This window comes from Ruegeria arenilitoris, from assembly GCF_013035425.1.
In the GTDB taxonomy this organism is placed as follows: Bacteria; Pseudomonadota; Alphaproteobacteria; order Rhodobacterales; family Rhodobacteraceae; genus Ruegeria; species Ruegeria arenilitoris_A.
The window spans coordinates 487,475-511,674 of record NZ_WQHX01000001.1 but is presented as its reverse complement, the minus strand read 5'-3'; the positions used below and the strand labels follow the sequence as shown (position 1 = coordinate 511,674).

Sequence of the window (24,200 nt, the reverse complement as noted above, 5' to 3'; positions counted from 1 at the left end):
TATGTAAACAGGGCGGAGCCAGCCATGACCGATCACGGCCACAGCGAGCAGGAAATCACCGCCCGCATTAACGCACCGCCGGGGCGCGGAGTGTTGCGCGACGTGGTTTACGGTGGAATAGACGGTTCAGTCACCACCTTCGCCATAGTTGCAGGCGTGGCGGGTGCGGGTCTGTCACCATTCGTGATTGTCGCATTGGGTTTGGCCAATGTCCTGGCGGACGGGTTTTCAATGGCGGCAGGTAACTATTCAGGAACGAAGGCCGAATTGGATAACATTCGCCGCCTTCGCGCCGTTGAAGCAAGACACATCCAGCTTTATCCCGAAGGTGAACGGCGCGAAGTTCGCGAAATTCTTTCGCAAAAGGGCCTGACCGGAAGCGTTCTGGAAGACGCGACAGATGCTATTACAGCCAACCACGAAAACTGGATCGATCTGATGATCGAGGGAGAATACGGGCTTAGTGGCGTCGATCCACATCCGATGAAGGCTGCGATGGCGACCTTCTTTGCCTTTCTTGTCGCAGGAATGATCCCCTTGTTGCCTTTTTTGGCTTCGGTCGAAAACGCATTTACCGTCTCTGTCTGGATGACCATGGGAGTGTTCTTTTTTATAGGCGCCTTAAAAAGCCGCTGGTCATTAGCTCCTTGGTGGCGTTCAGGGCTCGAAACCACCCTGATCGGAGGTGCTGCAGCGTCGATCGCCTATCTGGTGGGGTCACTTTTTCATCCCTGACCCCTTTTCGCTTGATGTCCGTCGCAATAAATGACTTGCACAAAACATTGAAATAATAAGACAATCTGAAACAATCCCGCACATGTGCTGGGGTAACCTAGAGCAACTTAAACTTGGAGGTTTTACTTGGAAACGCTGGTTGCTCTTGTTGTTTTTGCTATTCTGGTCGCCATACCTGTGTCGATTGTCGTCCTGCTGGTCAAGCAAATACGCATGCGTCGCAGGCTGGATGATCTGGAACGCACTGTTGCGCAACTTCGTGGCGCAGATACCGAATTGCCACCGGCATCTTTACAAAAACCCGCGGAACCTCTCAAAGGACCTTGGAACCAGTCTAAAGCCAAGGAAAAACCCGCTAAAATCGAGCCAACCAAGACTCAGCGGCCCGTCAAACCGCCTAAGGAAAAATCCGAACAGAGCAATTGGCTCAGCAGATTTGGTGCTTGGCTTCGTGAAAACTGGTTTTATGCAGTTTCAGCGTTGTCGCTGGCATTGGCGGGCATATTCCTGGTCCAGTATGGGGTAGAAACCGGCTTGTTACCTCCGGCGGCGCGGGTGGTCGCAGCGCTGACCTTCGGCGCTGCGCTAATTTTGTTTGGCGAGGTCGTCCGCCGCCGATTTGGCGACGATGAAAAGTTTGCTTCCGCGTATATCCCGTCGGTGTTTTCCGGGGCTGGCTTGGTTACGCTTTTCGGAGGCGTGTTGGCCGCGCGCCAGCTTTACGATCTCATCGGTGCGGAATCCGCCCTGTTTGCGATGATAGTTGTCGCTCTGATTGGTCTGCTGCTTGGCTGGTTTCATGGTCCATTGCTGGCAGCCGTAAGCCTGATCGGTGCCTATGCAGCGCCCTTTGTTGTGGGTGGAACTTCGGAAGATCCGACATGGCTATTGGGTTACTTTCTCGCTGTTGCTGTTCTGGGTCTCGGGATCGACACGGTAAGGCGATGGGCCTGGATTTCGATCTTATCGCTAGTTGGCGCATATGGATCTGGCGCGATGTTGGTGTTGTCCGCGCCAACGACTGAATCTGGATATCTGATATTTGTTACGGTGATAGCCTTGGTTTCTATTGCGATACCTGTGCGGCGCATTTGGCCTGATCACTCTGGTCCAATGACGTTTGAAATCTTCGAACGAAAGGATGGAGATGCTTGGCCAGCGTTTCCAACGCTTTTGGGTTTCGGCACGGTGGCAGTAACATCTGGGATTTTGTCCTTTAACGGGGCGGATTCAATCGCCGAGTTTTGGCTCAGCGTGTTTCTATTATCTGGCCTCACCCTGTCTCTGACCCTTTGGGCACGAAACGCAAGGGCGCTGCAGGATGCAACCTTGCTGCCTGCTTTAGGGCTGGTTTGGTTTGTCTTAGCGCACGGCCTAGATGGTGGCTTGGCTGCGCGAGACTTTGCGATAACGTATGCTCAGACAGCTGAGGCGGATTTTCCATGGGTTGCGACTATTCTTGTCGCTTTAGGAGCCATTATTTCGGTTTGCGCTGCGTTACGATCGTTCGCTTCCAGGCGCTATTCCGTGGTCTGGGCCGGTGCAGCGGCGGTATTTGCTCCGCTTTTAGGGATAGCGCTTGAAATCGGCTGGCTTCCAGCTGTGGTAATCGGAGCCTATACGTGGGCACTGCATGCAGTCGCACTTGCAGTTTTGATGGTTGTCCTTGCCGAAAGATTTGCCCGTGTTGACGGAGAAGAGCGGATTAGAACCGCCCTGTTCACGCTGTCTGCCTTATCTTGCATGACCTTTGCCTGTGTCATTGTTCTTAGCTCAGCCGCGCTTACTATCGCAATTGTGGTTGCTACCATAGTCGCAGCCGCGCTGGACAGAGCGTTCAAGCTGCCACCGATGAGTTGGTTCATTTGGGCCGGGGTATTTTCTGTCACTGTACGCCTTGTGCTGGACCCTGGTCTTGACTGGGCGAATTCTGCTCCGTTGCTCGAAATGACGCTGGTTTACGGAGGCGCGGCGGTCGGGTTTGTAGTTGCCTGGATTGTGCTTAAACCGCTTGATCGCCCGGTTGCAAAGTTGCTTTTGGAAAGCGCGGCGTGGGCGACTGCAGGTATCCTGCTATCGTTGTTGCTGCTGCGCTGGTTGGAAGGCTTTGGGGAAGGCGGGGCGCAGGACAGTCATTGGGGGCTTGGTCTTCTTTCGGTGATTTGGCTGTTGCTGGCGTATGCGCAGGTGCAAAGGTTCGAAATTGGTGGAAAACTGACAGAATTTCGCTACTTGCTCGCTGTATTCTTTGCAGGTCACGCGGCTTATCGGCTTGGGCAGGCGCTGACCGACGCCAATCCACTTTTGGTCCCGGATGCTGACCCGGTTATGGGTCTGCCTGTTTTCAATACGTTGGCCGTTGCATATCTGCTGCCGGGACTTGCTATGCTATTTTCTGCATTGCGCATCAAGCCGATGCCCAAACTGTTACGTCAAGTCAGTTATGGTCTTGCGGTCCTATTGGGTTCTGTATGGCTCGGGTTGATGGTTCGACATTTTTGGCAGGGTGCGGCTGGAATGTATGCGGACAATGGAGTGTCTCAGCCGGAACTTTATACATATACGGTGGTGCTTTTGATTATTGGGGCAGTGTTGTTTTATCAGTCACTTGCCCGTCAATCTGGCCTGATGCGAAAGGCAGGTTTGGCAGTGATCGGTTTGGCTGTCGGCAAAGTTTTCCTAATCGATATCGCGGGATTGGGCGGTTTAATCAGGGTGTTTTCGCTTTTGGTATTGGGCTTGTCTTTAGCAGGTCTTGCGTGGCTAAACCGCTGGGCCAAACTTCGTCAGTCGCCCCAATCACCGGAACCACTGGACCATTAGCCACTGGCGTCTTATAAGCCCCGCATGTTTGACCGGATGGCCATCATTATTCGAATTATATCCCCGGCGCTCTGATATCGCGAGACGCCGGGCAAAGGTGCTTGAGAATTCGCACTGACCGCTTCGACCCATATACGACAAGATCATCCAAGGGACGCCTCCAATGTGCGCCGACATGACCCAGACACCTGACTACAAAGATACGCTGAACCTGCCCAAAACCGATTTTCCGATGCGAGCTGGATTACCCAAGCGCGAGCCTAACTGGTTGGAGCATTGGGAGAAAATCGGGGTATATGATCGATTGCGTGAAAAAGAAGGGCGCAAACCTTTTACCCTACATGACGGTCCCCCCTATGCGAACGGTCACTTGCACATTGGTCATGCGCTGAACAAGACAATCAAGGATATGATAGTGCGCAGCCATCAAATGATGGGTTTTGACGCGCGGTATGTTCCAGGCTGGGATTGTCACGGCTTGCCGATCGAATGGAAGATCGAAGAGCAATACCGAAAGAAGGGCAAGAACAAAGACGAAGTAAACGTTGTCGATTTCCGGCAGGAATGCCGCAAATTCGCTGACGGCTGGATCGATATCCAGCGTGAAGAGTTCAAGCGCTTGGGCATCACCGGCAACTGGGCCGATCCCTACATCACTATGGATTATCACGCCGAGGCCGTGATTGCCGATGAGTTCATGAAGTTTCTGATGAACGGCACGCTTTATCAGGGTTCAAAGCCTGTGATGTGGTCGCCCATCGAAAAAACCGCGCTGGCCGAGGCTGAAGTCGAGTATCACGACAAGGAGAGCTTTACCGTCTGGGTGAAGTTCAAAGTCGTTAATACGGGCGACGTGACGCTGGATAACAGCTATGTGGTCATTTGGACCACCACTCCGTGGACCATGCCGTCGAACAAGGCTGTGGTCTATGGCGAAGACATTTCTTATGGCCTTTACGAAGTCATCGGTCGCCCAGAGGAATGCTGGGCGAGGATTGGCGAGCGTTATCTGCTGGCTGATGATCGTGCTGCGGATGTTTTTGCGCGCGCGCGTCTGGATGACTCAATGTACCGCCGCGTTTGCGATGTTTCGCAGGAGGATTTAGCCAAGATCCAATTGACCCACCCGCTGGCCGGGGCCGAGGGCGGAAACGGCGAATGGGATGACATCCGTGATTTCCGCGCCGCGGACTTTGTGACCGATACTGAAGGTACCGGCTTTGTCCACTGCGCCCCTTCGCATGGTATGGAAGAATTCGAACTCTACCGCGACTTGGGCATGCTTGAGCAGGTCATCACTTATAATGTGATGGACGACGGCTCGTTCCGCGCCGACCTGCCGTTCTTTGGAGGCAAGTACATCCTGTCTCGCAAGGGTGGCGAAGGCGACGCAAACAAGGCGGTCATCGACAAACTTGCAGAAGTTGGCGGACTGCTGGCAAGAGGCAAGATCAAGCACAGCTATCCGCATTCATGGCGCTCGAAAGCGCCGATTATATACCGTAATACGCCGCAGTGGTTTGCGTCAGTCGACCGTAAGTTGAACGATGGCATGGGTGAGATGGGTGACACCATCCGCGAACGTGCTTTGCGGTCAATCGACGAGCTGGTGAAGTGGACGCCGCAGACTGGCCGCAACCGCTTGTATTCGATGATCGAAGCGCGACCGGATTGGGTTCTGTCGCGCCAGCGTGCTTGGGGCGTGCCGCTGACTTGCTTCACTAAGAAAGGCGCGCTGCCGACAGACCCGGATTTCCTTCTGCGTAGCGAAGAACTGAACGCACGCATCAAGGCTGCGTTCGAGAAAAGCGGTGCAGACATCTGGTACACAGACGGTTTCAAAGAGCTAATGTTGGATGGCATCGCCAACCCGGATGAGTACGAACAAGTCTTTGATGTGTTGGACGTTTGGTTTGACTCGGGCTCCACCCACGCTTTCGTCTTGCGCGATCGCGAGGACGGAACAGAGGACGGTATCGCAGACGTCTATATGGAGGGCACCGACCAGCACCGCGGTTGGTTTCACTCCTCGATGCTGCAGGCCTGTGGCACCAAAGGCCGTGCGCCTTACCGCAACGTAGTTACCCATGGTTTCACGCTGGACGCCAAGGGTAACAAGATGTCCAAGTCGCTGGGCAATACGATCGTTCCGGAGGAAGTTGTCAAGCAATACGGCGCGGATATCCTGCGCCTGTGGGTCGCGCAGACTGATTACACCGCTGATCAGCGTATCGGCCCGGAAATTCTGAAAGGCACCGCCGACAGTTACCGCCGATTGCGTAACACTATGCGTTTCATGCTCGGTTCTCTGGCTGACTTTACCGAAGCGGACCGGGTTGACCCAAGTGAAATGCCGCGCATGGAACGCTGGGTGCTCAGCCGTCTAGCCGATCTTGATGAACAGGTGCGCAAAGGCTACGCCGCATTTGATTTCCAAGGCGTGTTCAGCGCAGTGTTCACTTTTGCAACGGTAGACCTGTCATCGTTCTATTTCGACGTTCGCAAAGATGCGCTGTATTGCGACGGTGACAGTGCTCGTCGTCGCGCATCCCGCACCGTTTTGGACATCTTGTTCCATCGTCTTACGACGTGGCTTGCCCCGATCCTTGTTTTCACGATGGAAGAGGTTTGGTTGGAACGTTTCTCTGGCGACGAAAGCTCTGTCCATTTGGTCGATTTTCCGGATACGCCTGCGGAGTGGCGTGATAAAGAGCTTGAGGCTAACATGGCCAAGGTTCGCCGCGTTCGCCGTGCGGTCACTTCAGCCCTTGAAGTTCAGCGACAAGACAAAGTAATTGGCTCAAGCCTTGAAGCTGCGCCCATTGTTCATGTCGAAGATGCTGAAACACGCGCGCTTCTGTCCACGTTTGACGTTGACGACATGTGCATCACATCAGGCCTGATCGTGTCGGGTGATCCTTCACCTGCCGAGGCGTTCCGTGTACCCGAAATCGAAGGGATCGGAGTGGTGTTTGAAAAGGCAGATGGTGAAAAATGTCAAAGGTGCTGGAAGATTCTGCCAGATGTCGGACGCCATTCCCACTCGGGAGTTTGTGGCCGCTGTAACGATGCGCTTGGATAAAATTTTGGGTCTCCGCCGAACACTAGGGCGGAGACATTGCTTGCGCGGCTTGCGAGGGTCACGTCGATCTGCGAGCCTGAAAATATGGCGATGATAGCAGTCAATACGCAGTTCGGGCGGTTAGGGGTTGAGGAAAAAGACGGTGTTGTAACCCGCCTGATATGGGGGGGTGTCGAAGAAGGCGAAGCAACGCCGCTTCTGCAAGAAGCAGCTGCTCAATTGCGCGCATACGACATGGGTCGACTTCATCGGTTTGACCTTCCGATGAAAGTTAGCGGTTCAAAATTTCAACAGCGTGTCTGCGAAGTCATGTCGAACATTCCGTTCGGGGAAACTTTGACTTATGGCGATATAGCACGAGAATTGGACCAGCCGGCGCAACCAGTTGGCCAAGCTTGCGGGGCTAACCCAATTCCTGTGATTATCCCGTGTCACCGCGTTTTGGCCGCGAATGGTCTTGGTGGATTTTCAGGGCAGGGCGGTATTGAAACCAAAGTTGCCTTGTTACGCCACGAGGGGGCTGCCGGTCTGTTGATATGAAATGCGGAATACGGTTGCATTCTAACAGTTTGCGGCCCAACTTATACAGAATGTTGAATTTGAAGGACCGCATTCCATGAACGCCCAGACCGATCCGGCTACGCGAAAGAAGGCTATCATAGATCACCTCATGTCGCTTGAAGCGCAGGAGCTGGCGACCGCGCAGGCCCATTACGATGCTTTTCTAAAAGACTCGCAATTGGATGATCGCGAGGTGCACGACAAAGATGACATTGCGGCTTCGCGTGAAAATGCGGATTTGGCCGCAGCCTTTGACGCGCCGGTACACGCACATCATGCCAAAATCGACGTGATCGAGAACACCGATTTCAGCCTGACTGATACCGTGCAGCCCGGCGCAGTCATCAAGTTCAATAACCGCCGTTTCGTTGTCTGCGTTTCGACCACTCGGTTTGAAGTAGACGGCCATACTTATATGGGTATTTCAACCCAAAGCCCGATTTATTTGGCGATGGCAGGGCTGCGTCAGGGTGATGTTTTCACCCATAACGGCACCGAGTTTGAAGTGCAGGAAATCCTGTAGGCAAACTTCATGCTTCAACTTTTTTACGCACTGGGACAATCTGCTGGGCGATCCCGGCGGAAACCAGATAAATACTGGTGACTACCAACCCCCAATGCGCCCAGCTTTCGGGGTGAAAGTCGACCCAAGCAGACCAACCAGCGAAGAATGTCCAGGCAAAGGCCATGGGCAGGGACAAATTTCGCCAACGTTCAGTACGTATGGGGTGAATGAATTTTAGTGGCAGAAACATAGCAATCGAAAACAGCGTGACCAACATCAGGATGACCCAAAAATTCGGCTCCAAGGCAAAGACAACAATAACGAACATGTTCCAACAGCCCGGAAATCCTGAAAAAGAGTTATCTTTCGTTTTCATGCGTGTGTCCGCGAAATACATCGCGCTGGCAAACGTAATAACAATGATCGCGAACCAACCGGTCCACCCGTCCATCAAACCGGATTTGAACAAGGCAAAAGCCGGAATAAAGACATAGGTCAAATAATCGATGATAAGATCCAGCAGGACCCCGTCAAATTCCGGCGCATTTTTCTTTACGTGATAGTGACGCGCCAGCGGCCCATCGATTCCGTCCACGATGAATGAAACCACTAGCCACAAATACATAAGGCTCCATTTTTCTTCGACGGCGGCAAGCATTGCCAGCATCGCAAAAACGGCACCTGTTGCGGTAAACAAATGAACGGAAAGAGCTTTGAATCTGATTGTCATGCTGGTGTCATGTACGAACTCATCCAAAGATGCAAAGCAAAAAACCAAAGGCGGACGACCCAGAAATTCAATAATTTATTTGCTGTCAGGCCTTTGGATGCGCTCGATTATAAACCTCCATTAATCGGGCGGTATCGACCGCCGTATAGGTTTGTGTTGTCGACAATGAGGCGTGCCCAAGCAATTCTTGAATTGAACGCAAGTCACCCCCCGCAGACAGCAAATGCGTGGCAAAGCTATGGCGCATTGCGTGCGGGGTGGCTGTCGCTGGCAAGCCAAGTTGCATACGTGCCTTCGCCATGACGCCTTGAATAGCGCGCGGGTTCAAAGCACCGCCTCGAACTCCTCGAAACAACGGGGCGTCGGGCGATTGCGGGTGGGGGCAAAGCCTGAGATATCGATCGACGGCAGCGCGTGCCGCTGGAAGGACCGGTACGATCCGTTCTTTGTCGCCTTTGCCAAGGATACGTATCGTGTCTGGCAAAGGTGCGTCTGCGCCCGTCAGAGAAAGTGCCTCGGATATTCGTAGACCACACCCATAAAGCAAGGTGACAACCGCAACATCACGTGCGGCAACCCAATCTGACGGCGATTGTATCTCGACGGTTTCGATCATCGCGCGCGCTGCGTCCTCGGCCAGCGGGCGGGGTAGTTTCTTTGTGAATTTTGGTGCACGGGTGGACAAAACGGCGGTGGGCTCAAAGCCTTCTCGTTCAGCCAGCCAACGATAGAAGCTTTTTACAGCTGACAGCTTTCGCGCCAGTGATCTGGAGCCGACGCCGGCACTACGCTGTTCGGCCATCCACGCCCGCATATCGGATACTGTAACCCGCTCCAACGCAGACAATCCCTGGCGTTCACTGTGATGCAGTGTAACAAAGGAAAGGAACTCGGTCACATCGCCACGATATGCTGCAAGAGTGTTTTCGGAACGTCCGGCGAGAGCCCCAAGACCATCCAGCCAATGCTGCAAAGCGTCGCGACAGGCTGGAGAGATCAGGCTCACGACAGCCAGTGGCGCATCGAACGCTCGAACACACCGGCAAAGAACGCAAGTAAGTCAGTCCCAAGCTGTGGTGAGAAATGACGAGGATCAACGGCGCCCATTACAATCATTCCGGGCAGTCGACCTTCGCCTAGTTCCAGTTTTAAGCAAGCTTCCGACCGCAGATGCGAGGCTTTTTCACCGTAAATATTTGGGCAAGGATGCTGAATTTCACGTAAAACAACCTCACGCGGCGGGCCATTTCTGTCTCCGGCCATATACCTGTCGACCGAGCCGGGTTCAGCAACTGTAAGGATGCCGCCGAGTTTGTTAACAGCAGGATCTTCTTTGATCACAGTCGTTTCCAGAAGCAAGGTGATGTGATCGACACGTAATATTTCGGCCACATCGTTACCTAAGGCGTAAAGAAAATCTTCAAATTCAACAGGTTCTAACAGACACAGAATGGCACGATGAATCTGATTGGTACCCGCCAAATTCTCGTAAGCCGCGGCGATAACGGATCGGTGCGTATCTTCTAGCCGATCAAGCCTCGCCTCGAGCCGTTGCATCGCTATGCCACGCAGGTCAATGACGTTGTCGCCGCGTGCTTGTTCGTTGGCTGCCACTAGCGCCTGCATCAGATCCTTGTCATCTAATACAACGTCGGGTTCGGCTAATATCGCCGCACGCAAATTGTCTTTAAGTTTAGGGTTGCTGCTCATGTCCTGTCCGGTCTTTTTTTGTTGAGCGGACTTATAACATGCCTCGTTTGATTTGCCTTGAGAAAAATTCCGGTGAAAAAGGATTTACGGTCTGCCTGTGGCCTAAACTTTGCCAACTGTCAGAACCTGATTACTGTTCAGGCCCTGACAGCTTCATCTGGCGCCGATTCTGTCTTTCTATAAGCGTTACTAATTTCAGAGAATTTTTTGCCCTGTCTTCGCCCAGTCGGCTAGGAAAGCTTCCAGACCTTTGTCCGTTAGTGGGTGGTCGGCAAGCTTCTTAATCACGGCAGGAGGTGCGGTGATAACGTCCGCACCGATGCGCGCGCTGTCTGTCACGTGGTTTACCGTGCGGATTGACGCCGCCAGAATTTCGGTCTCAAAGCCGTAATTATCATAGACCTGCCGAATATCCGCAATCAGATCCATACCATCAAGATTGATGTCATCCAAACGCCCTATGAATGGTGAAATGAATGTCGCACCAGCCTTTGCTGCCAGGATCGCCTGATTGGTTGAAAAGCACAGCGTTACGTTGACCATCTGGCCTTCGTCGCTAAGCGTTTTGCAGGTTTTTAAACCGGCCCATGTCAGTGGGACTTTGACCGCGATATTAGATGCAATTTTGGCAAGCTTGCGACCTTCGGCGATCATCTCATCCGCCTCGGTAGCGACAACTTCGGCCGAAACTGGTCCGTCAACCAAGTCGCAAATCTCCTTGGTTACTTCCAAAATGTCGCGTCCTGATTTCAGGATCAAAGAAGGGTTGGTGGTCACGCCGTCCACCATTCCCAAATCGTTCAGTTCGGCGATGGCATCAATCTCGGCTGAGTCTACGAAGAATTTCATTGGGCAGTCCTTTGAAGGGTTGGCGTTGGTCGCGGATGGCTTTACCTCAAAGAGACCCGTGCTGAAACCCCTGCCGAGGATGCATTAGCCTTGAGCGCCCAAGAATTTTTCGAAGAAGGTGAGTTGGTGGCCGTTTTAACCACTCAGCCTCTTGATCGGACTTTGGATTACAAAGCACCCGAAGGAGGGTGTTTTCTTGGTGCTTTCGTCGAAGTGCCACTAGGACCACGTAAGGTGTTGGGAGTGGTTTGGGGGCCAGGGAAAGGTGATTTCGATCGCAGCAAGGTTCGTTCAGTGATCCGAAAACTCGAAGTGCCGCCAATGCGCGAAGAAATGCGGGTCTTTCTTGGACGCGTCGCCGATTATACGCTGACACCAATGCCTTCGATGCTGCGTTTGGCCACACGGGCGCCGGGTCTGGGCGACCCGCCATCGATGCGCAAGATATACCGCTTGGGTGACAGGCAGCCAGATCGAATAACCGATGCGCGCACTCGGGTGCTGGAAGTATTGCGCGAATACGGTGGTCTGGCTTTTACACTAAAGGAACTGGCCGAACAGGCTGGTGTTACTTCGTCGGTAGTAAAAGGACTAGTGAAACAGCGTGTGGTGCGAGAAGAGGACAGTCCGCGTGATTTGCCATACCCGCATCTCGATCCGGATTTACCGGGCAAGGAATTGACTGAGGATCAGCAAGATGCAGTCAATAAGTTGCAAGAGGGAGTACGTACAGAAGATTATGGCACGACATTACTGAAAGGTGTCACCGGTTCGGGCAAAACTGAGGTTTATCTTGAAGCAATAGCAGAGGTTTTGCGAAAAGGTCGTCAGGCGCTGGTTATGCTGCCTGAAATTGCCCTTACAGCAGAATTCCTAACCCGAGTCGAGGCGCGGTTTGGAGCCAGACCAGCAGAGTGGCACTCGGGCGCGACGATGACCGAGCGCCGCAGGGTTTGGCGTATGGTTGGGCAGGGTAATGCGCAGCTTGTTGTCGGAGCAAGATCAGCTCTGTATTTGCCCTTTCGCAATCTGGGCTTAGTGGTCGTCGATGAAGAACATGACACGTCTTACAAGCAGGAAGACGGTGTACATTACAGCGCCCGTGACATGGCGGTTTTGCGTGCAGCCATCTGCGGAGCGCGAGTAATTCTGGCAAGCGCGACGCCATCGCTTGAAAGCTGGGCAAACGCTCAGGCGGGCAAGTACGGTCGATTGGACCTGACTTCGCGTTTCGGAGACGCAGTTTTGCCAGAAATGAAGCCAATCGACATGCGTGCCGAACAGATGCAGCCAGGGACGTGGATTTCCCCTTCGTTGCGGCAGGCCGTTCACCAGCGGATCGAAAGGGGCGAGCAGTCGCTTTTGTTCATAAACCGACGCGGATATGCGCCTGTGACCTTGTGCCGGGCGTGCGGCGAACAAATTGCATGTGATCACTGCGATGCGCGGATGGTCGAGCACCGTTTCCTTAAGCGCTTAATGTGCCATCAATGCGGTGAGACCAAACCGATGCCAGAGGCCTGCCCATCCTGTGGCGTCGAAGGTAAACTGGCCCCGGTCGGACCAGGAATTGAGCGATTAGCCGAAGAAGCTGAGGCGACATTCCCTGATGCCGAAATAGAGATGCTCAGTTCTGACTTGTTCGGTTCGGCCCGTTCGCTGAAAGCCAAAATCGAGGAAATTTCGGAAGGAAACGCAGATATCGTCATCGGTACCCAACTTGTGGCCAAGGGGCATAATTTTCCAAAGTTGACCTTGGTCGGTGTAATCGATGCGGACCTCAGCTTGCATGGTGCGGACCTTCGGGCAGCTGAGCGGACATTTCAATTGATGCGGCAGGTGGCTGGACGGGCAGGGCGGGCCGACAGGCCGGGTCAGGCTCTTTTGCAGACGTTTCAGCCAGAGCACCCTGTCATTCGCGCAATACTTTCGGGGGATGAAGAGGGATTCTGGCGAACGGAGGCGGCGGAAAGGCAGGCGGCGGGTGTGCCCCCGTATGGTCGAATGGCTGGAATTGTATTATCTGGTCCGGAAGCCGCGCTTGTCTTTGACATTGGCAACGCGATGGCACGCAACGACGCGCCACTACGCGAAATCGGCGCCCAAGTTTTCGGGCCAGCCCCGGCACCCATCGCCCGTATTCGCGGACGGCACCGGGTAAGATTACTTGTCAAAGCACCTAAAGCTGCACCGATTCAGGATGCCATCGCCCGTTGGATTGCGCCCCTTCAGTTGAAAGGCGACATTCGTCTGACTGTCGATATCGATCCGCAAAGCTTTTACTAAGGTCTGCATCTATGCAGATCCACTGTGCCCTTGCGCTTTCTCTCTCGCCAAGCCGCTTAAATGGGCGTACAGGGCACTCATGCTGAAACTCATGCCGCTTTCCGAAGCGCGGAGCCTTCCGTTCTGGCGCCGACCCGTCACGTTGCTGTTCGCGATGGCAATTATTATGCCGATCGCATTCAACGCGTGGAGCGCCCTGCTGAACAACTTTGTGATTGAGGTAGCGAATTTCGACGGTGCAGATATCGGGCTTCTGCACACGGTGCGCGAAATTCCCGGGTTTCTTGCTGTCGGCGTGATCGCGGTAATCTTGTTTATACGAGAGCAGGTTCTGGCGATGATTTCGCTGATGTTGCTCGGCGTGGCGACTGCAGTAACGGCGTGGTTTCCCAGTCTAGGTGGCCTATTGTTTGTTACATTATTCAGCTCCATTGGGTTCCATTACTACGAAACAGTCAACCAGTCTCTGCAATTGCAATGGCTACCTATAGACCGCGCCCCTCAGGTGTTGGGATGGCTTGTGGCGATGGGTTCCGCCGCGACCATGGTCGTCTACGGCGTGATCGTACTGACTTGGGATCGTTTTGATCTGTCCTATAACGCGGTATTTATGGCTGCGGGTGGGCTTGCCGCAGTATTGGCGCTGTTTTGTTTAGTCGCTTACCCGCAATTCGATTCACCTACAGCGCAGACCAAAAAGCTGGTTCTTCGCCGCAGATATTGGTTGTATTATGCATTGCAGTTCATGGCCGGTGCGCGAAGGCAGATTTTCGTGGTTTTTGCAGGCTTCATGATGGTCGAGAAATTCGGTTTTGAGGTTCATGAATTAACCAGCCTCTACCTGATAAACTTGGCGATCAACATGATGGCAGCCCCGTTGCTGGGTAAAGCGGTATCCAGGTTCGGAGAACGCCGCACATTGATTTTTGAGTATACGGGTCTTGCCATTGTGTTTGCGGCCTACGGCGGAATCTATTGGTTTGGATGGGGTGTGCTGTTGGCCGCGATCCTTTATGTAGCTGACCATGTGCTGTTCGCATTGGCGCTGGCGCTGAAGACATACTTTCAAAAGATAGCCGACCCGGCGGACATTGCACCAACGGCTGCCGTGGCCTTTACAATCAATCATATCGCGGCTGTCTTCCTGCCAGCGCTTTTGGGATTGTTGTGGGTCGTCTCACCCGGTGCAGTCTTCGCTATGGCGGCAATGATGGCGCTTGTTTCATTGGGCCTGTCTCTGCTGATCCCGCGCCACCCGGAACCAGGAAACGAAACCGTCCTTTCCAAATATGCTCCGGCACCGGCTGAATAAGCGGAAGCTTGACCTTGACTGTCTGTGGCCCTAGGCGCTGGGTTATCTTAGACAGGAGGTCGTTATGCCTACATTCACAGCCTTGACGACTCTTTCGGGCAAAGCCCTTGCCGAAAGTCTTGGCGACGCAATGGAACGCTTATTTCCTGAACCAACGGGGGTTGGAGTATTCGAAGTAGAAGACGGTTCAGGTCTGTGGGAAGTTGGGGGTTACTTTACCGAAACTCCCGACGAAACTGCATTGGCTGTTTTGGCGGCAGCTTTTCAAGCCAGACCTTTTGTCGTTTCCGAACTTCCGGAAACGGATTGGGTCGCACATGTCCGCCGTGAATTGGCCCCGGTCGAGGCAGGCAGGTTTTTTGTTTATGGCAGCCATGATGCCGATAAGTTGCCAGACGGATGCATCCCACTTTTGATCGAGGCTGCGATGGCCTTTGGCACTGGGCACCACGGGACGACCTTGGGTTGCCTTAAAGCGCTGGATCGATTGATCGAAAAGGGTTTCAAAGCCTCCAAGGTGGCCGACATCGGTTGCGGTACCGCCGTGCTTGCAATGGCGGCAGCAAGAGTTTGGGATGGTGAGATCATTGCCAGCGACATAGATCCTGTAGCCGTGGAAGTGGCGGAGGCTAACTTGAAAGCAAATGAAATGCTCAGCGCAGTGAAATGTGTTGAAGCTGCCGGGTTTGACCATCCCGACCTGAAGGCAAACGCGCCATACGACTTGATTTTCGCGAATATTCTAAAGGGGCCATTGATTGCATTGGCGCCTGATATTTTGAGCAATTTGAGGATTGGAGGGTATGCGATTCTATCGGGAATTCTAAATGAGCAGGCAGAAGATGTTCTAAAAGTTTATTCCCAAATCGGCTTCAATCAGTCTCAAAAACAAGAGATTGGTGACTGGACAACTCTAATCTTAACAAATCAGGGCTAAAATTAGACCATTTACAGGAGTTTTTTAGAGTTTCGCCACGGATTCGGCGCATTCTGTTTTTACCGTAAAATGGTGGAAACGGGGGGCGGTTTTCGGAGGCTGCCATGACTGGAAAACAACTTGACTTTGGTCAGCGCGTAACGCGTCTGAACAAAAAACATGAAAAACTAAGTCGGGGGTATCGAGCAACGATGCGGCCTGACGGCTTGGTTGTAATGAAGCCGCAGCGCGTCAAGTCGGCGATCCCGGCCAGGGTTTTGCTGCTGTGTCTGCTTGCTTTTTTCGGGTTCAAGGCGTTGTTGCTGTTCCATCTGGGTGAACCCGCTTACAGCGAACGCGTCGAAATTCTGAGCCAGGGTACGAATGTAGAAGTTGCGGGCGCTTGGATCATGCAGATCGAACCCGTTTCGCAATTCTTTTCGGACCAGATCGCCAAGGTCCTTAACTAAAAGTTTTGATTGAGGCGGTCCTAAAAGAAACACCGCTTGCGTTTTTGCAAGCGGTGTCTGGTTGCCCTTTCATTCAGAAAAGGCTTTTGGGTTGCGAAAATTCACACCTCAGAGGCGGCCCTCGGCGACCACGTCGATATCTCCCCGGCACAACCCGATATCATCCAGTTCGCGGTCAGTTAATTCGTTAAGCGCGTTGCGTGTAACGCGAGCGTCATTCCATTCAACAACGGCGTTAGCGGCCAATGCGAAAAATGCGCCGATACGGCCAACGAGGCCGAATGAGCCAGAGGCGATGCGGGTGTTATCCAGTGCAGCCATATCCTGTTTCCTTCTTGATTGCGTTTTTGCTCGGTCGTGTATTTCAAGCGGCATCTAGTGCTGCAAATTGGATGGTACAAGAACATTTTTTGCATGGGTCGTATGCATTTATTGCAATGCTCAAAATTCCTAAAACGCCTTTAAATCATTGGTTAAATTCAGTTTAGAAACTGGTCGGTTTCAGGATATCTGCTGTCGTAAACTGGTCGCCGTGTCGTGCGCGGAACAGGCTTGTCGTTTTTAGATGTCTGTTCAATTCTCTTGGAAAATGTTCACGCTTCGTGCTAATCAGTAAGAAAGATCACAAAATCCCAAGCAGGCTGTGGCAAATCATGCGAATTCTGGGCATTGATCCAGGGCTTAGAACCCTAGGATGGGGCGTCATCGAATCGCATGGCAGCCGCCTGAGTCACGTTGCCAATGGATTGTGCAAATCAGATGGGGACGATCTTGGAGAACGGCTATTATCGCTGCACAACCAGATTGTCGAAGTGATCGCCGAACATCGGCCGGATCAGGCTGCCATTGAGCAAACGTTTGTAAACAAAGATGGGGCTGGAACGCTCAAACTGGGTCAGGCGCGTGGCGTTGCTTTGCTGACATTGGCGCAAGCTGGTCTACAGATTGGAGAATACGCGCCGAACCGGGTGAAAAAGACCGTCGTCGGTGTTGGGCATGCAGAAAAGGAACAAGTGTTGCACATGGTAAAGTTGCAGCTGCCCGGTTGCAGTCCAAAGGGAGCAGACGCGGCGGACGCGCTGGCGATTGCAATCTGTCACGCCTATTACGGAAAGTCGCAACAGGTGCAAGTCAAAGAGGTGCGGGCATGATCGGCAAGTTGGCGGGTCGGCTGGATTATCGCGCAACGGATCATATCCTGATCGACGTGCGCGGTGTAGGCTATATCGTTTATTGCTCGGATAGAACGATGGCCGCGTTACCTGTGGTGGGCGAGGCGGTCGCACTGTACACTGACATGGTCGTGCGTGAAGACCTGATGCAGCTTTATGGTTTTCCGTCGCTGATAGAGAAAGAATGGCACCGGTTGCTGTGTTCCGTGCAGGGCGTTGGAGCAAAGGTTTCACTAGCCATTTTAGGCGCTTTGGGTCCGGACGGAGTGAGCCGGGCAATTGCGTTGGGTGACTGGGGTGCGGTCAAGGCAGCCAAAGGCGTCGGGCCTAAAACGGCACAGCGAATTGTGCTGGATCTTAAGGACAAAGCGCCGGGTGTCATGGCAATGGGGGCAACGGTAACTGATGCTATCGACGGACCGGAAATTGATGTTGTGGATGTTGGCGAGCCTTTGCCTGTATTAACCAGGCCTACTGCGAAGGTATCTTCGGGTTCTGCGGCGGCCTCGGCCGGCGCGTTGTCTGCGCTTTCCAACCTAGGGTATGGCCCTTCAGATGCTGCATCCGCTGTTGCTGAAGCGGCAGCCAACGTACCGGACTCGAGCGAAGCTGAACTGATCAAGGCCGCGTTGAAACTGCTGGCCCCGAAAGGCTGACGATATGGTAGATGCCGATCCCGCCCTGCGTCCGGAACCTTTGCCCGAAGACAATGATCGCGCCTTGCGCCCACAGGGTCTGGGCGAATTTATCGGGCAGGTGGAAGCGCGGGCCAATTTGGGGATTTTCATTCAATCGGCACGACAAAGGGGTGAAGCAATGGACCATACATTGTTTCATGGTCCACCCGGCTTGGGCAAAACAACGTTGGCGCAGATCATGGCGCGGGAATTGGGCGTGAATTTCCGTATGACTTCGGGACCCGTACTAGCAAAGGCAGGGGACCTTGCTGCGATCCTTACCAATCTTGAGTCGCGGGATGTTCTGTTCATCGACGAAATTCACCGTCTGAATCCGGCGGTGGAAGAGGTTCTTTATCCTGCAATGGAAGACTTCGAGCTGGATCTCGTGATCGGAGAAGGTCCGGCTGCGCGTACAGTTCGTATCGAACTGCAGCCTTTTACTCTGGTCGGAGCAACGACACGCCTGGGGTTGTTAACCACGCCACTGCGCGACCGCTTCGGTATCCCAACGCGTCTTCAATTCTACACCGTGGACGAGTTGCACGAGATCGTTACGCGAAACGCACGTAAATTAGGCGCACCCGCAGACGAAGACGGTGCGAGAGAGATTGCCCGCCGCTCGCGTGGAACGCCACGGATTGCGGGGCGTTTGCTACGTCGAGTGGTTGACTTTGCCATTGTTGAAGGTGACGGAAGCATTACGCGCGAACTGGCAGATAGTTCACTGACCAGACTTGGCGTCGATAATTTGGGCCTTGATGGTGCCGATAGGCGGTACCTGAACTTGATCGCGGAAAACTATGCAGGTGGCCCTGTGGGGATCGAAACACTGTCAGCAGCGCTTTCAGAAAGTCGGGACTCGTTGGAAGAAGTGATTGAGCCGTATTTGTTACAACAGGGTTTGATTCAACGAACGCCTAGAGGGCGCATGCTGGCTCAGAAGGCATGGACACATCTGGGATTGGCGGCCCCCAAAAGTCAAAACGATCTGTTCGGATGACCGAAGCAATTTAGAATTTGGTTGGCGCAAGAGTAATTTTGGAAAGATGAAGGGCAACGCGTGACCCCGGACGAAATCGAAGAACTGTTTACACGTGAAAGTGGGGAGTATTTGTTCGCTCGTTGGGGGCGACCAATCGTTCCTATTGTTTTTGGTGTCGAAGAGGAAACTCTGCGAACAATAAAGGGCGCTTTCGAAGCTGTTGTGACGCTGGCAGGGCACAAGATGGCCGAGACCGATCCTGAACTGGGTGCCAACTGCATGGTGTTCTTTTTTCGGGAGTGGCAAGAATTACTGGAGGTTCCCGACCTTGACCGTCTGATCCCAGATCTTTCACCTCTGGTTGAACGGCTTTTGGCCGCAGATGCCAATCAGTACCGCATTTTCCGGTTTGATGAGGACGGAGCCATTCGTGCATCGTTTATTTTCCTGAAAATGGATAAGGAATTGTCAAAAGTTCCAGCCGAGACGTTGGCATTGAGCCAGGTTGTACAAACAATTGTTCTTTGGTCGGATAGTGCTTTTCGCAGCCAATCTCCGCTGGCATTAGCGGGCGAAAAAACAATCCTGCGACCTGAGATTGCGGCGATAATCCGTGCTGCATATGATCCTGTCTTGCCAGGGGCTGCGCAGGATCCATCTCATGCGTTGCGCCTTTTTGCCCGTTTGGAGCTGCCGCAATGACCCATACTTTTCCCGTGCGAGTGTATTACGAAGACACAGACATGGGCGGTGTCGTCTATCATGCGAATTATCTGAAGTTCATTGAGCGTGCGCGTTCAGACTATGTTCGCGCGCTTGGAAATGACCAGAACGCTATGCGAGACGCTGGGGTGGTCTGGGTCGTGCGGCGGATTGAGGCGGACTATTTGGCCCCCGCGAAATTTGATGATGTCTTGGAGGTTGAGACGAAAGTCATATCAATGTCCGGAGTTCGTTTGACCATGGCGCAGGTTGTTAAGCGTGATGAAACCGACCTGTTTCGCGCTACGGTTACAGCGGTTTGTATCAACAAAGACGGCAAACCGATCCGGCTGCCGGCAGAGATTCGCGCATTAATGTAATAAAACACACCTTTGTGGTGGTTGTGTTGGCATTTCGAACCCAACTGCGTTAGCGTCTGACAAAACAAGGCCAAGAAAATGGCTATCAGGCAAAACAAAGAGCAGGTTCATGGAAGCTGAAACGCTGGCGCTGGCGCAGGAGATCGACTTCTCCATGTGGGGGCTATTTGCCCGTGCAACATTTATTGTGAAACTTGTGATGCTGATCCTTGTGGTCGCGTCATTCTGGTCGTGGGCAATTATCATACAGAAGCTGATAAACTATCGGTCCGCCCGGAAAGAAGCGCAGGTGTTCGATGAATCCTTTTGGTCGGGGAACCCTCTGGACGAACTTTTCGAACAAATTGGAACCCAGCCCAACGGCAGCTCTGAAAAGATATTCGCTGCGGGAATGATTGAATGGCGAAGGTCGCACCGCACCGATGGGGGCTTGATTGCCGGGGCCACAGCGAGAATCGACCGATCAATGGATGTGGCCATCGCCAAAGAGGCCGAAACACTGCAGAAAGGCCTGTCGATTTTGGCGACGGTCGGTTCCACCGCGCCGTTCATCGGGCTCTTTGGCACCGTCTGGGGAATCATGAACGCCTTTATCGAAATTGCAGAGCAGCAAAACACCAATCTTGCTGTCGTGGCGCCTGGTATTGCCGAGGCATTGCTTGCGACTGGTCTTGGCTTGTTAGCTGCGATTCCGGCGGTGATTTTTTACAACAAGCTGAGCGCAGACAGTGACAGAATCGTTGGCGGCTATGAAGCCTTTGCTGACGAATTCGCGACAATATTATCAAGACAGTTGGACAGCTGACATGGGTGCGGCGGTTCAGCAACCCTCGGGCGGTAACGGTCGCAGGCGCGGGCGGCGCCGCGGACGTGCGCAACCAATGGCTGAAATCAACGTCACACCATTCGTTGACGTAATGTTGGTTTTGCTGATCATCTTCATGGTGGCCGCTCCTTTGTTGACTGTTGGTGTGCCCGTGGATCTTCCCAAGACGGCTGCAAGCGCTTTGCCGGGCGATAACGAAGAACCCTTGACGGTGACTCTGACTGCTGATGGCCGGGTGCAGATTCAAACTACCGATGTATTGCGCGACGAGTTGATTGGCAAATTGCGCGCGATAGCGGCAGAACGGAGCAGTGACCGTGTATTCCTGCGCGCTGATGGTTCCATTCCCTACGCTCAGGTGATGGAAGTAATGGGAGCGTTGAACGCGGGCGGTTTTTCCAATGTGGGTTTGGTAACAGATACCGGTGGGCCAACCCTGGACGACGGTTAAGAGTGAGGTCGCGCGGTGGATACCGGCACCAAGATTTCAGCGATTGCTCATGTCAGCCTTATTAGCTGGGCATTGTTCGGTGGCACGTTTAGGTCCGAACCGTTGCCAATGGCTGTTCAGGAAGTGTCACTTATATCAGCTGAACAATTCGCGGCGATGACTGTGCAAAAGGACGCGCCCGAGGTGCCGACAACGCCCGTTGATCTAGAACAGCCAGATGCGTCCTCACAAGATACAAACACTCCGGAGCCCACGACAGAGGAACAACCGAATCCAGAACCGATCATTCCTTCGGAACCCGAAGCGGAATCGGAACCGGAAACAGTTGAAGTTCCTTCCGAACCTGAAGTGACCGAACAACCGCCGGTGCTGGAAGAGCCGAATACCGAAACCGTCGCGTTGCCGGTGCCGCCTGGACCCGAAGCTCAGCCAAGCCCTGCTGAAAAGATTGCGCCGGAACCGATTGCGCCTCCTCCGCCAGAAGCCAAGCCGGATGACGTCGAAACTCCGCCTGTATCATTAGATGACGGTGCAGAAATTCAACAGGAACAGCAGGATCAGACCGCGCCTGAAGAAGCTGCGCCCGAAATAGTAACCGAGGCGGAAGAGGCTGACGATCCTGCGCCCAAGACGTCTCCGCGTCCGCGGGTCCGACCAAACCGCCCGGCTCCTCCGACAGAGCCCGAAGTGGCGGAAACGCCCGACCCCGAACCGACCGAGCCGTCTACCAGCGATCAAACAGCCATAAATGATGCACTGGCCGAAGCATTAGACAGCGACGCAGAGCCGTCCGGCCCGCCCCTTACAAGCGGAGAAAAGGATGCAATGCGACTGGCTGTTTCACGGTGCTGGAATGTCGGTTCGTTGTCTACAGACGCGCTGAACGTCGTTGTCGTTGTTGGTTTTTCTTTGACACCCGACGGAAAAGTCGTTGGTGGCAGCTTGCAACTGCTCGATAGCACCGGCGGTTCTTCCGGAGCTGCGAAACAGGCATATGAGGCCGCGCGGCGGGCAATTCTGCGCTGTGGGGCCAAAGGATACGATTTGCCTGCAGACAAATACGCTCAATGGCAGGATATTGAGATCACATTCAATCCCGAGAGGATGCGGATCAAATGATGAAACTTCTGATCAGTCTCTTTGTTGGCCTGACCCTAATGTCGGCGCCGGTTCATGCGCAAAGCGGGCCTCTGCGTCTGGAACTCGACCAAGGTATCATCGAACCTTTACCATTTGCTGTGCCAAGTTTCGTCCCCGACGGACCTGCAGCATCGCAATACGCTGCGGATATCTCGCGCGTAGTCGCCGCGGACCTTACAGGGACGGGATTATTCCGCGAAATCTCTTCTGATGCTTTCATCAGTCGCGTCAGCAGCTTTGATGCCCCAGTTCAATTTGCCGACTGGAAGGCAATTAATGCAGAAGCGCTGGTAACCGGTGCAGTAAATGTTTCGGGCAATCGGTTGACGGTGCGGTTCCGGGTTTGGGACGTGTTCTCGGGACAGGAGCTGGGGAACGGCTTGCAATTTGCGGGAACTACCGAAGGTTGGCGCAGAATGGCCCACAAAGTGTCTGACCAAGTGTATAGCCGGATCACCGGCGAGGGGGCATATTTCGACAGTCGCGTTGCATTTGTATCGGAAAGCGGCCCTAAGGATCAGCGCCGAAAGCGACTGGCGATAATGGATTACGATGGTGCGAACGTACAGTACCTGACGGACAGTGCGGCAATCGTTCTGGCGCCTCGGTTTTCGCCAAATGGTGAACAATTGCTGTACACAAGCTACGAGACCGGCCAACCGAGAATCTACGTTCTGGACGTAGGCCGGGTAAAGCGGCAGGAACTAAACACACAGGAAGGCACAATGAGTTTCTCGCCGCGGTTCTCGCCGGACGGAAGATCCATCGTCTACTCTTTGACCCAAGGTGGAAATACGGATTTGTGGAAAATGGATTTGGCCTCGGGTCAGAGTGTGAGGTTGACAAACACGCCAGCGATCGAAACTGCCCCCAGCTATTCGCCGGACGGATCGAGGATCGTTTTCGAAAGTGATCGTTCAGGCACGCCGCAGCTTTACATAATGCCTGCCAATGGTGGCGAGGCCACTCGGATCAGTTTTGGACAAGGGCGATATGGAACGCCGGTCTGGTCTCCTCGCGGCGATCTGATTGCGTTTACCAAGCAGAACAAGGGACGTTTTCACATTGGCGTAATGCGTACAGACGGCAGTGAAGAGAGACTGCTGACCGCATCATTTTTGGACGAGGGGCCCACGTGGTCTCCTAACGGACGGGTTATCATGTTTACCCGTGAAACACAGGGGGCGAGCGGAAGATCGACGCTGTATTCCGTCGATATCTCTGGGCGGAACCTTCGGCCCGTGCGGACACCGGACGGGGGTAGTGATCCATCTTGGGGACCACTGCAGAATTGATCGCGGGCCTGTCCGGGTGACGTTCACAACAAGCCTGGGCTGTGCTAAACATATGATAATAAACATACGGAACACGAGGCACTTAAAATGAACCTTTTGAGCAAAGCTGCGGCGCTGGGCATGATTGCCCTTATGGCCGCATGTACAAACAATGATCCTTCTGCGTTTGGCGCCGGGCAGGGCGGCAACGGTGCGTTGGTGCCGGGTTCGCCAAGCGATCCGCGTTCACCTGCCTACTTCCAGCAAACGGTTGGTGACCGGGTATTATTCGAAGTGGATCAGTCTACTTTGACACCGGCTGCTCAGACAGTTCTTCAAGGCCAGGCGGATTGGTTATTGGCCAATACCGACTTTATAGCGACGATCGAAGGCCATGCGGATGAACAGGGAACGCGCGAATACAACTTAGCCCTTGGCGCTCGTCGGGCCAATGCAGCCAGAGAGTTTTTGATCTCGCGTGGTGTCGCAGGCAATCGCTTGGAAACGGTCAGTTATGGCAAAGAGCGTCCGATCGAGATTTGCAGTATTGAGGAATGCTATTCCAAGAACCGCCGCGCGGTTACGGTGCTGACGGGTTCAACCACGGGGTAAAA

The 24,200-nt window shown here is 53.6% G+C and carries 24 protein-coding genes; 19 read left to right on the top strand and 5 right to left on the bottom strand.

Features of this window, described 5'->3' with window-relative positions:
- The first annotated feature begins 24 nt into the window (after nucleotides 1-24).
- The 5 genes from GOV45_RS02450 to GOV45_RS02430 all read left to right on the top strand — a co-directional run bounded on the left by GOV45_RS02450 (nucleotide 25) and on the right by GOV45_RS02430 (nucleotide 7,724).
- Nucleotides 25-735: a VIT1/CCC1 transporter family protein gene (locus GOV45_RS02450; RefSeq protein WP_170473747.1), complete on the top strand. Its 711-nt coding sequence runs from the start codon at nucleotides 25-27 to the stop codon at nucleotides 733-735.
- A 126-nt stretch (nucleotides 736-861) separates the two neighbouring features.
- Nucleotides 862-3,558, top strand: coding sequence for a DUF2339 domain-containing protein (locus GOV45_RS02445; RefSeq protein WP_170473745.1), 2,697 nt, complete (start codon nucleotides 862-864; stop codon nucleotides 3,556-3,558).
- A gap of 163 nt (nucleotides 3,559-3,721) precedes the next feature.
- Nucleotides 3,722-6,640: an isoleucine--tRNA ligase gene (gene ileS, locus GOV45_RS02440; RefSeq protein ID WP_170473742.1), complete on the top strand. Its 2,919-nt coding sequence runs from the start codon at nucleotides 3,722-3,724 to the stop codon at nucleotides 6,638-6,640.
- Between the two features lie 84 nt (nucleotides 6,641-6,724).
- On the top strand, nucleotides 6,725-7,180 hold the full coding sequence (locus GOV45_RS02435; protein WP_170473739.1) for a methylated-DNA--[protein]-cysteine S-methyltransferase: 456 nt from the start codon (nucleotides 6,725-6,727) through the stop codon (nucleotides 7,178-7,180).
- Nucleotides 7,181-7,256: 76 nt separating this feature from the next.
- Nucleotides 7,257-7,724 carry a hypothetical protein gene (locus GOV45_RS02430; protein ID WP_170473736.1) on the top strand — a complete coding sequence of 156 codons (468 nt, stop codon included), beginning with the start codon at nucleotides 7,257-7,259 and terminating at the stop codon, nucleotides 7,722-7,724.
- 7 nt (nucleotides 7,725-7,731) lie between these two features.
- Here GOV45_RS02430 and GOV45_RS02425 read toward each other — a convergent pair whose 3' ends face one another.
- From GOV45_RS02425 to fsa, 4 genes are all read right to left on the bottom strand, one after another.
- Nucleotides 7,732-8,436 (bottom strand): CDP-alcohol phosphatidyltransferase family protein, encoded by a 705-nt coding sequence (locus GOV45_RS02425; RefSeq protein WP_170473733.1) that lies wholly within the window; start codon nucleotides 8,434-8,436, stop codon nucleotides 7,732-7,734.
- A gap of 85 nt (nucleotides 8,437-8,521) precedes the next feature.
- The gene (locus GOV45_RS02420; RefSeq protein ID WP_170473731.1) at nucleotides 8,522-9,442 is read right to left on the bottom strand and encodes a tyrosine recombinase XerC; all 921 of its coding nucleotides are present in this window, start codon (nucleotides 9,440-9,442) and stop codon (nucleotides 8,522-8,524) included.
- Entirely contained in the window at nucleotides 9,439-10,146 is a 708-nt protein-coding gene (locus GOV45_RS02415; RefSeq protein WP_170473729.1) for a DUF484 family protein, read from the bottom strand. Before GOV45_RS02415 ends, GOV45_RS02420 begins: the two co-directional genes overlap by 4 nt.
- Before the next feature lie 195 nt (nucleotides 10,147-10,341).
- On the bottom strand, nucleotides 10,342-10,995 hold the full coding sequence (gene fsa, locus GOV45_RS02410) for a fructose-6-phosphate aldolase (protein WP_170473726.1): 654 nt from the start codon (nucleotides 10,993-10,995) through the stop codon (nucleotides 10,342-10,344).
- Between the two features lie 90 nt (nucleotides 10,996-11,085).
- Here fsa and GOV45_RS02405 point away from each other — a divergent pair, with 90 nt between their 5' ends.
- From GOV45_RS02405 to GOV45_RS02390, 4 genes are all read left to right on the top strand, one after another.
- Complete coding sequence (locus tag GOV45_RS02405) at nucleotides 11,086-13,281, top strand: primosomal protein N' (protein ID WP_170473723.1); 2,196 nt, start codon at nucleotides 11,086-11,088, stop codon at nucleotides 13,279-13,281.
- Nucleotides 13,282-13,360: 79 nt separating this feature from the next.
- A complete protein-coding gene (locus tag GOV45_RS02400; protein ID WP_170473720.1) occupies nucleotides 13,361-14,593 on the top strand; it encodes an MFS transporter in 1,233 nt (410 codons plus the stop codon).
- A gap of 64 nt (nucleotides 14,594-14,657) precedes the next feature.
- On the top strand, nucleotides 14,658-15,530 hold the full coding sequence (locus GOV45_RS02395; RefSeq protein WP_170473717.1) for a 50S ribosomal protein L11 methyltransferase: 873 nt from the start codon (nucleotides 14,658-14,660) through the stop codon (nucleotides 15,528-15,530).
- Nucleotides 15,531-15,634: 104 nt separating this feature from the next.
- On the top strand, nucleotides 15,635-15,979 hold the full coding sequence (locus GOV45_RS02390; protein WP_170473715.1) for a hypothetical protein: 345 nt from the start codon (nucleotides 15,635-15,637) through the stop codon (nucleotides 15,977-15,979).
- A gap of 108 nt (nucleotides 15,980-16,087) precedes the next feature.
- Here GOV45_RS02390 and GOV45_RS02385 read toward each other — a convergent pair whose 3' ends face one another.
- On the bottom strand, nucleotides 16,088-16,300 hold the full coding sequence (locus GOV45_RS02385) for a DUF1127 domain-containing protein (protein ID WP_170473714.1): 213 nt from the start codon (nucleotides 16,298-16,300) through the stop codon (nucleotides 16,088-16,090).
- Between the two features lie 332 nt (nucleotides 16,301-16,632).
- On the opposite strand from GOV45_RS02385, the gene ruvC reads away from it, so the two are divergent.
- The 10 genes from ruvC (at nucleotide 16,633) to pal (ending at nucleotide 24,198) form a co-directional block, all read left to right on the top strand.
- Nucleotides 16,633-17,130, top strand: coding sequence for a crossover junction endodeoxyribonuclease RuvC (ruvC, locus tag GOV45_RS02380; protein ID WP_170473713.1), 498 nt, complete (start codon nucleotides 16,633-16,635; stop codon nucleotides 17,128-17,130).
- Nucleotides 17,127-17,807 carry a Holliday junction branch migration protein RuvA gene (gene ruvA, locus GOV45_RS02375; protein ID WP_170473711.1) on the top strand — a complete coding sequence of 227 codons (681 nt, stop codon included), beginning with the start codon at nucleotides 17,127-17,129 and terminating at the stop codon, nucleotides 17,805-17,807. Before ruvC ends, ruvA begins: the two co-directional genes overlap by 4 nt.
- Before the next feature lie 4 nt (nucleotides 17,808-17,811).
- Nucleotides 17,812-18,831, top strand: coding sequence for a Holliday junction branch migration DNA helicase RuvB (gene ruvB, locus GOV45_RS02370; RefSeq protein ID WP_170473710.1), 1,020 nt, complete (start codon nucleotides 17,812-17,814; stop codon nucleotides 18,829-18,831).
- Between the two features lie 60 nt (nucleotides 18,832-18,891).
- Nucleotides 18,892-19,515: a hypothetical protein gene (locus GOV45_RS02365; RefSeq protein WP_170473708.1), complete on the top strand. Its 624-nt coding sequence runs from the start codon at nucleotides 18,892-18,894 to the stop codon at nucleotides 19,513-19,515.
- Nucleotides 19,512-19,895 (top strand): tol-pal system-associated acyl-CoA thioesterase, encoded by a 384-nt coding sequence (ybgC, locus tag GOV45_RS02360; RefSeq protein WP_170473706.1) that lies wholly within the window; start codon nucleotides 19,512-19,514, stop codon nucleotides 19,893-19,895. The genes GOV45_RS02365 and ybgC overlap by 4 nt, the downstream gene beginning before the upstream one ends.
- Nucleotides 19,896-20,004: 109 nt before the next feature.
- Complete coding sequence (gene tolQ / locus GOV45_RS02355) at nucleotides 20,005-20,700, top strand: protein TolQ (RefSeq protein ID WP_170473705.1); 696 nt, start codon at nucleotides 20,005-20,007, stop codon at nucleotides 20,698-20,700.
- 1 nt (nucleotide 20,701) lies between these two features.
- Nucleotides 20,702-21,172 carry a protein TolR gene (gene tolR / locus GOV45_RS02350; RefSeq protein ID WP_170473704.1) on the top strand — a complete coding sequence of 157 codons (471 nt, stop codon included), beginning with the start codon at nucleotides 20,702-20,704 and terminating at the stop codon, nucleotides 21,170-21,172.
- A 15-nt stretch (nucleotides 21,173-21,187) separates the two neighbouring features.
- A complete protein-coding gene (locus GOV45_RS02345) occupies nucleotides 21,188-22,291 on the top strand; it encodes an energy transducer TonB (RefSeq protein ID WP_170473701.1) in 1,104 nt (367 codons plus the stop codon).
- On the top strand, nucleotides 22,288-23,607 hold the full coding sequence (tolB, locus tag GOV45_RS02340; protein WP_170473698.1) for a Tol-Pal system beta propeller repeat protein TolB: 1,320 nt from the start codon (nucleotides 22,288-22,290) through the stop codon (nucleotides 23,605-23,607). The genes GOV45_RS02345 and tolB overlap by 4 nt, the downstream gene beginning before the upstream one ends.
- An 87-nt stretch (nucleotides 23,608-23,694) precedes the next feature.
- Nucleotides 23,695-24,198 carry a peptidoglycan-associated lipoprotein Pal gene (gene pal, locus GOV45_RS02335; protein WP_170473696.1) on the top strand — a complete coding sequence of 168 codons (504 nt, stop codon included), beginning with the start codon at nucleotides 23,695-23,697 and terminating at the stop codon, nucleotides 24,196-24,198.
- Nucleotides 24,199-24,200: the final 2 nt, after the last annotated feature.

Excerpts from the sequence above, each read along its gene's own strand:
- GOV45_RS02450 (WP_170473747.1), top strand. The coding sequence starts at position 25 with ATGACCGATCACGGCCACAGCGAGCAGGAAATCACCGCCCGCATTAAC.
- ileS (WP_170473742.1), top strand. The coding sequence starts at position 3,722 with ATGTGCGCCGACATGACCCAGACACCTGACTACAAAGATACGCTGAAC.
- GOV45_RS02435 (WP_170473739.1), top strand. The coding sequence starts at position 6,725 with ATGGCGATGATAGCAGTCAATACGCAGTTCGGGCGGTTAGGGGTTGAG.
- GOV45_RS02430 (WP_170473736.1), top strand. The coding sequence starts at position 7,257 with ATGAACGCCCAGACCGATCCGGCTACGCGAAAGAAGGCTATCATAGAT.
- GOV45_RS02425 (WP_170473733.1), bottom strand. The coding sequence starts at position 8,436 with ATGACAATCAGATTCAAAGCTCTTTCCGTTCATTTGTTTACCGCAACA.
- GOV45_RS02415 (WP_170473729.1), bottom strand. The coding sequence starts at position 10,146 with ATGAGCAGCAACCCTAAACTTAAAGACAATTTGCGTGCGGCGATATTA.
- fsa (WP_170473726.1), bottom strand. The coding sequence starts at position 10,995 with ATGAAATTCTTCGTAGACTCAGCCGAGATTGATGCCATCGCCGAACTG.
- GOV45_RS02400 (WP_170473720.1), top strand. The coding sequence starts at position 13,361 with ATGCTGAAACTCATGCCGCTTTCCGAAGCGCGGAGCCTTCCGTTCTGG.
- GOV45_RS02395 (WP_170473717.1), top strand. The coding sequence starts at position 14,658 with ATGCCTACATTCACAGCCTTGACGACTCTTTCGGGCAAAGCCCTTGCC.
- GOV45_RS02390 (WP_170473715.1), top strand. The coding sequence starts at position 15,635 with ATGACTGGAAAACAACTTGACTTTGGTCAGCGCGTAACGCGTCTGAAC.
- GOV45_RS02385 (WP_170473714.1), bottom strand. The coding sequence starts at position 16,300 with ATGGCTGCACTGGATAACACCCGCATCGCCTCTGGCTCATTCGGCCTC.
- ruvC (WP_170473713.1), top strand. The coding sequence starts at position 16,633 with ATGCGAATTCTGGGCATTGATCCAGGGCTTAGAACCCTAGGATGGGGC.
- ruvA (WP_170473711.1), top strand. The coding sequence starts at position 17,127 with ATGATCGGCAAGTTGGCGGGTCGGCTGGATTATCGCGCAACGGATCAT.
- ruvB (WP_170473710.1), top strand. The coding sequence starts at position 17,812 with ATGGTAGATGCCGATCCCGCCCTGCGTCCGGAACCTTTGCCCGAAGAC.
- ybgC (WP_170473706.1), top strand. The coding sequence starts at position 19,512 with ATGACCCATACTTTTCCCGTGCGAGTGTATTACGAAGACACAGACATG.
- tolQ (WP_170473705.1), top strand. The coding sequence starts at position 20,005 with ATGGAAGCTGAAACGCTGGCGCTGGCGCAGGAGATCGACTTCTCCATG.
- tolR (WP_170473704.1), top strand. The coding sequence starts at position 20,702 with ATGGGTGCGGCGGTTCAGCAACCCTCGGGCGGTAACGGTCGCAGGCGC.
- tolB (WP_170473698.1), top strand. The coding sequence starts at position 22,288 with ATGATGAAACTTCTGATCAGTCTCTTTGTTGGCCTGACCCTAATGTCG.
- pal (WP_170473696.1), top strand. The coding sequence starts at position 23,695 with ATGAACCTTTTGAGCAAAGCTGCGGCGCTGGGCATGATTGCCCTTATG.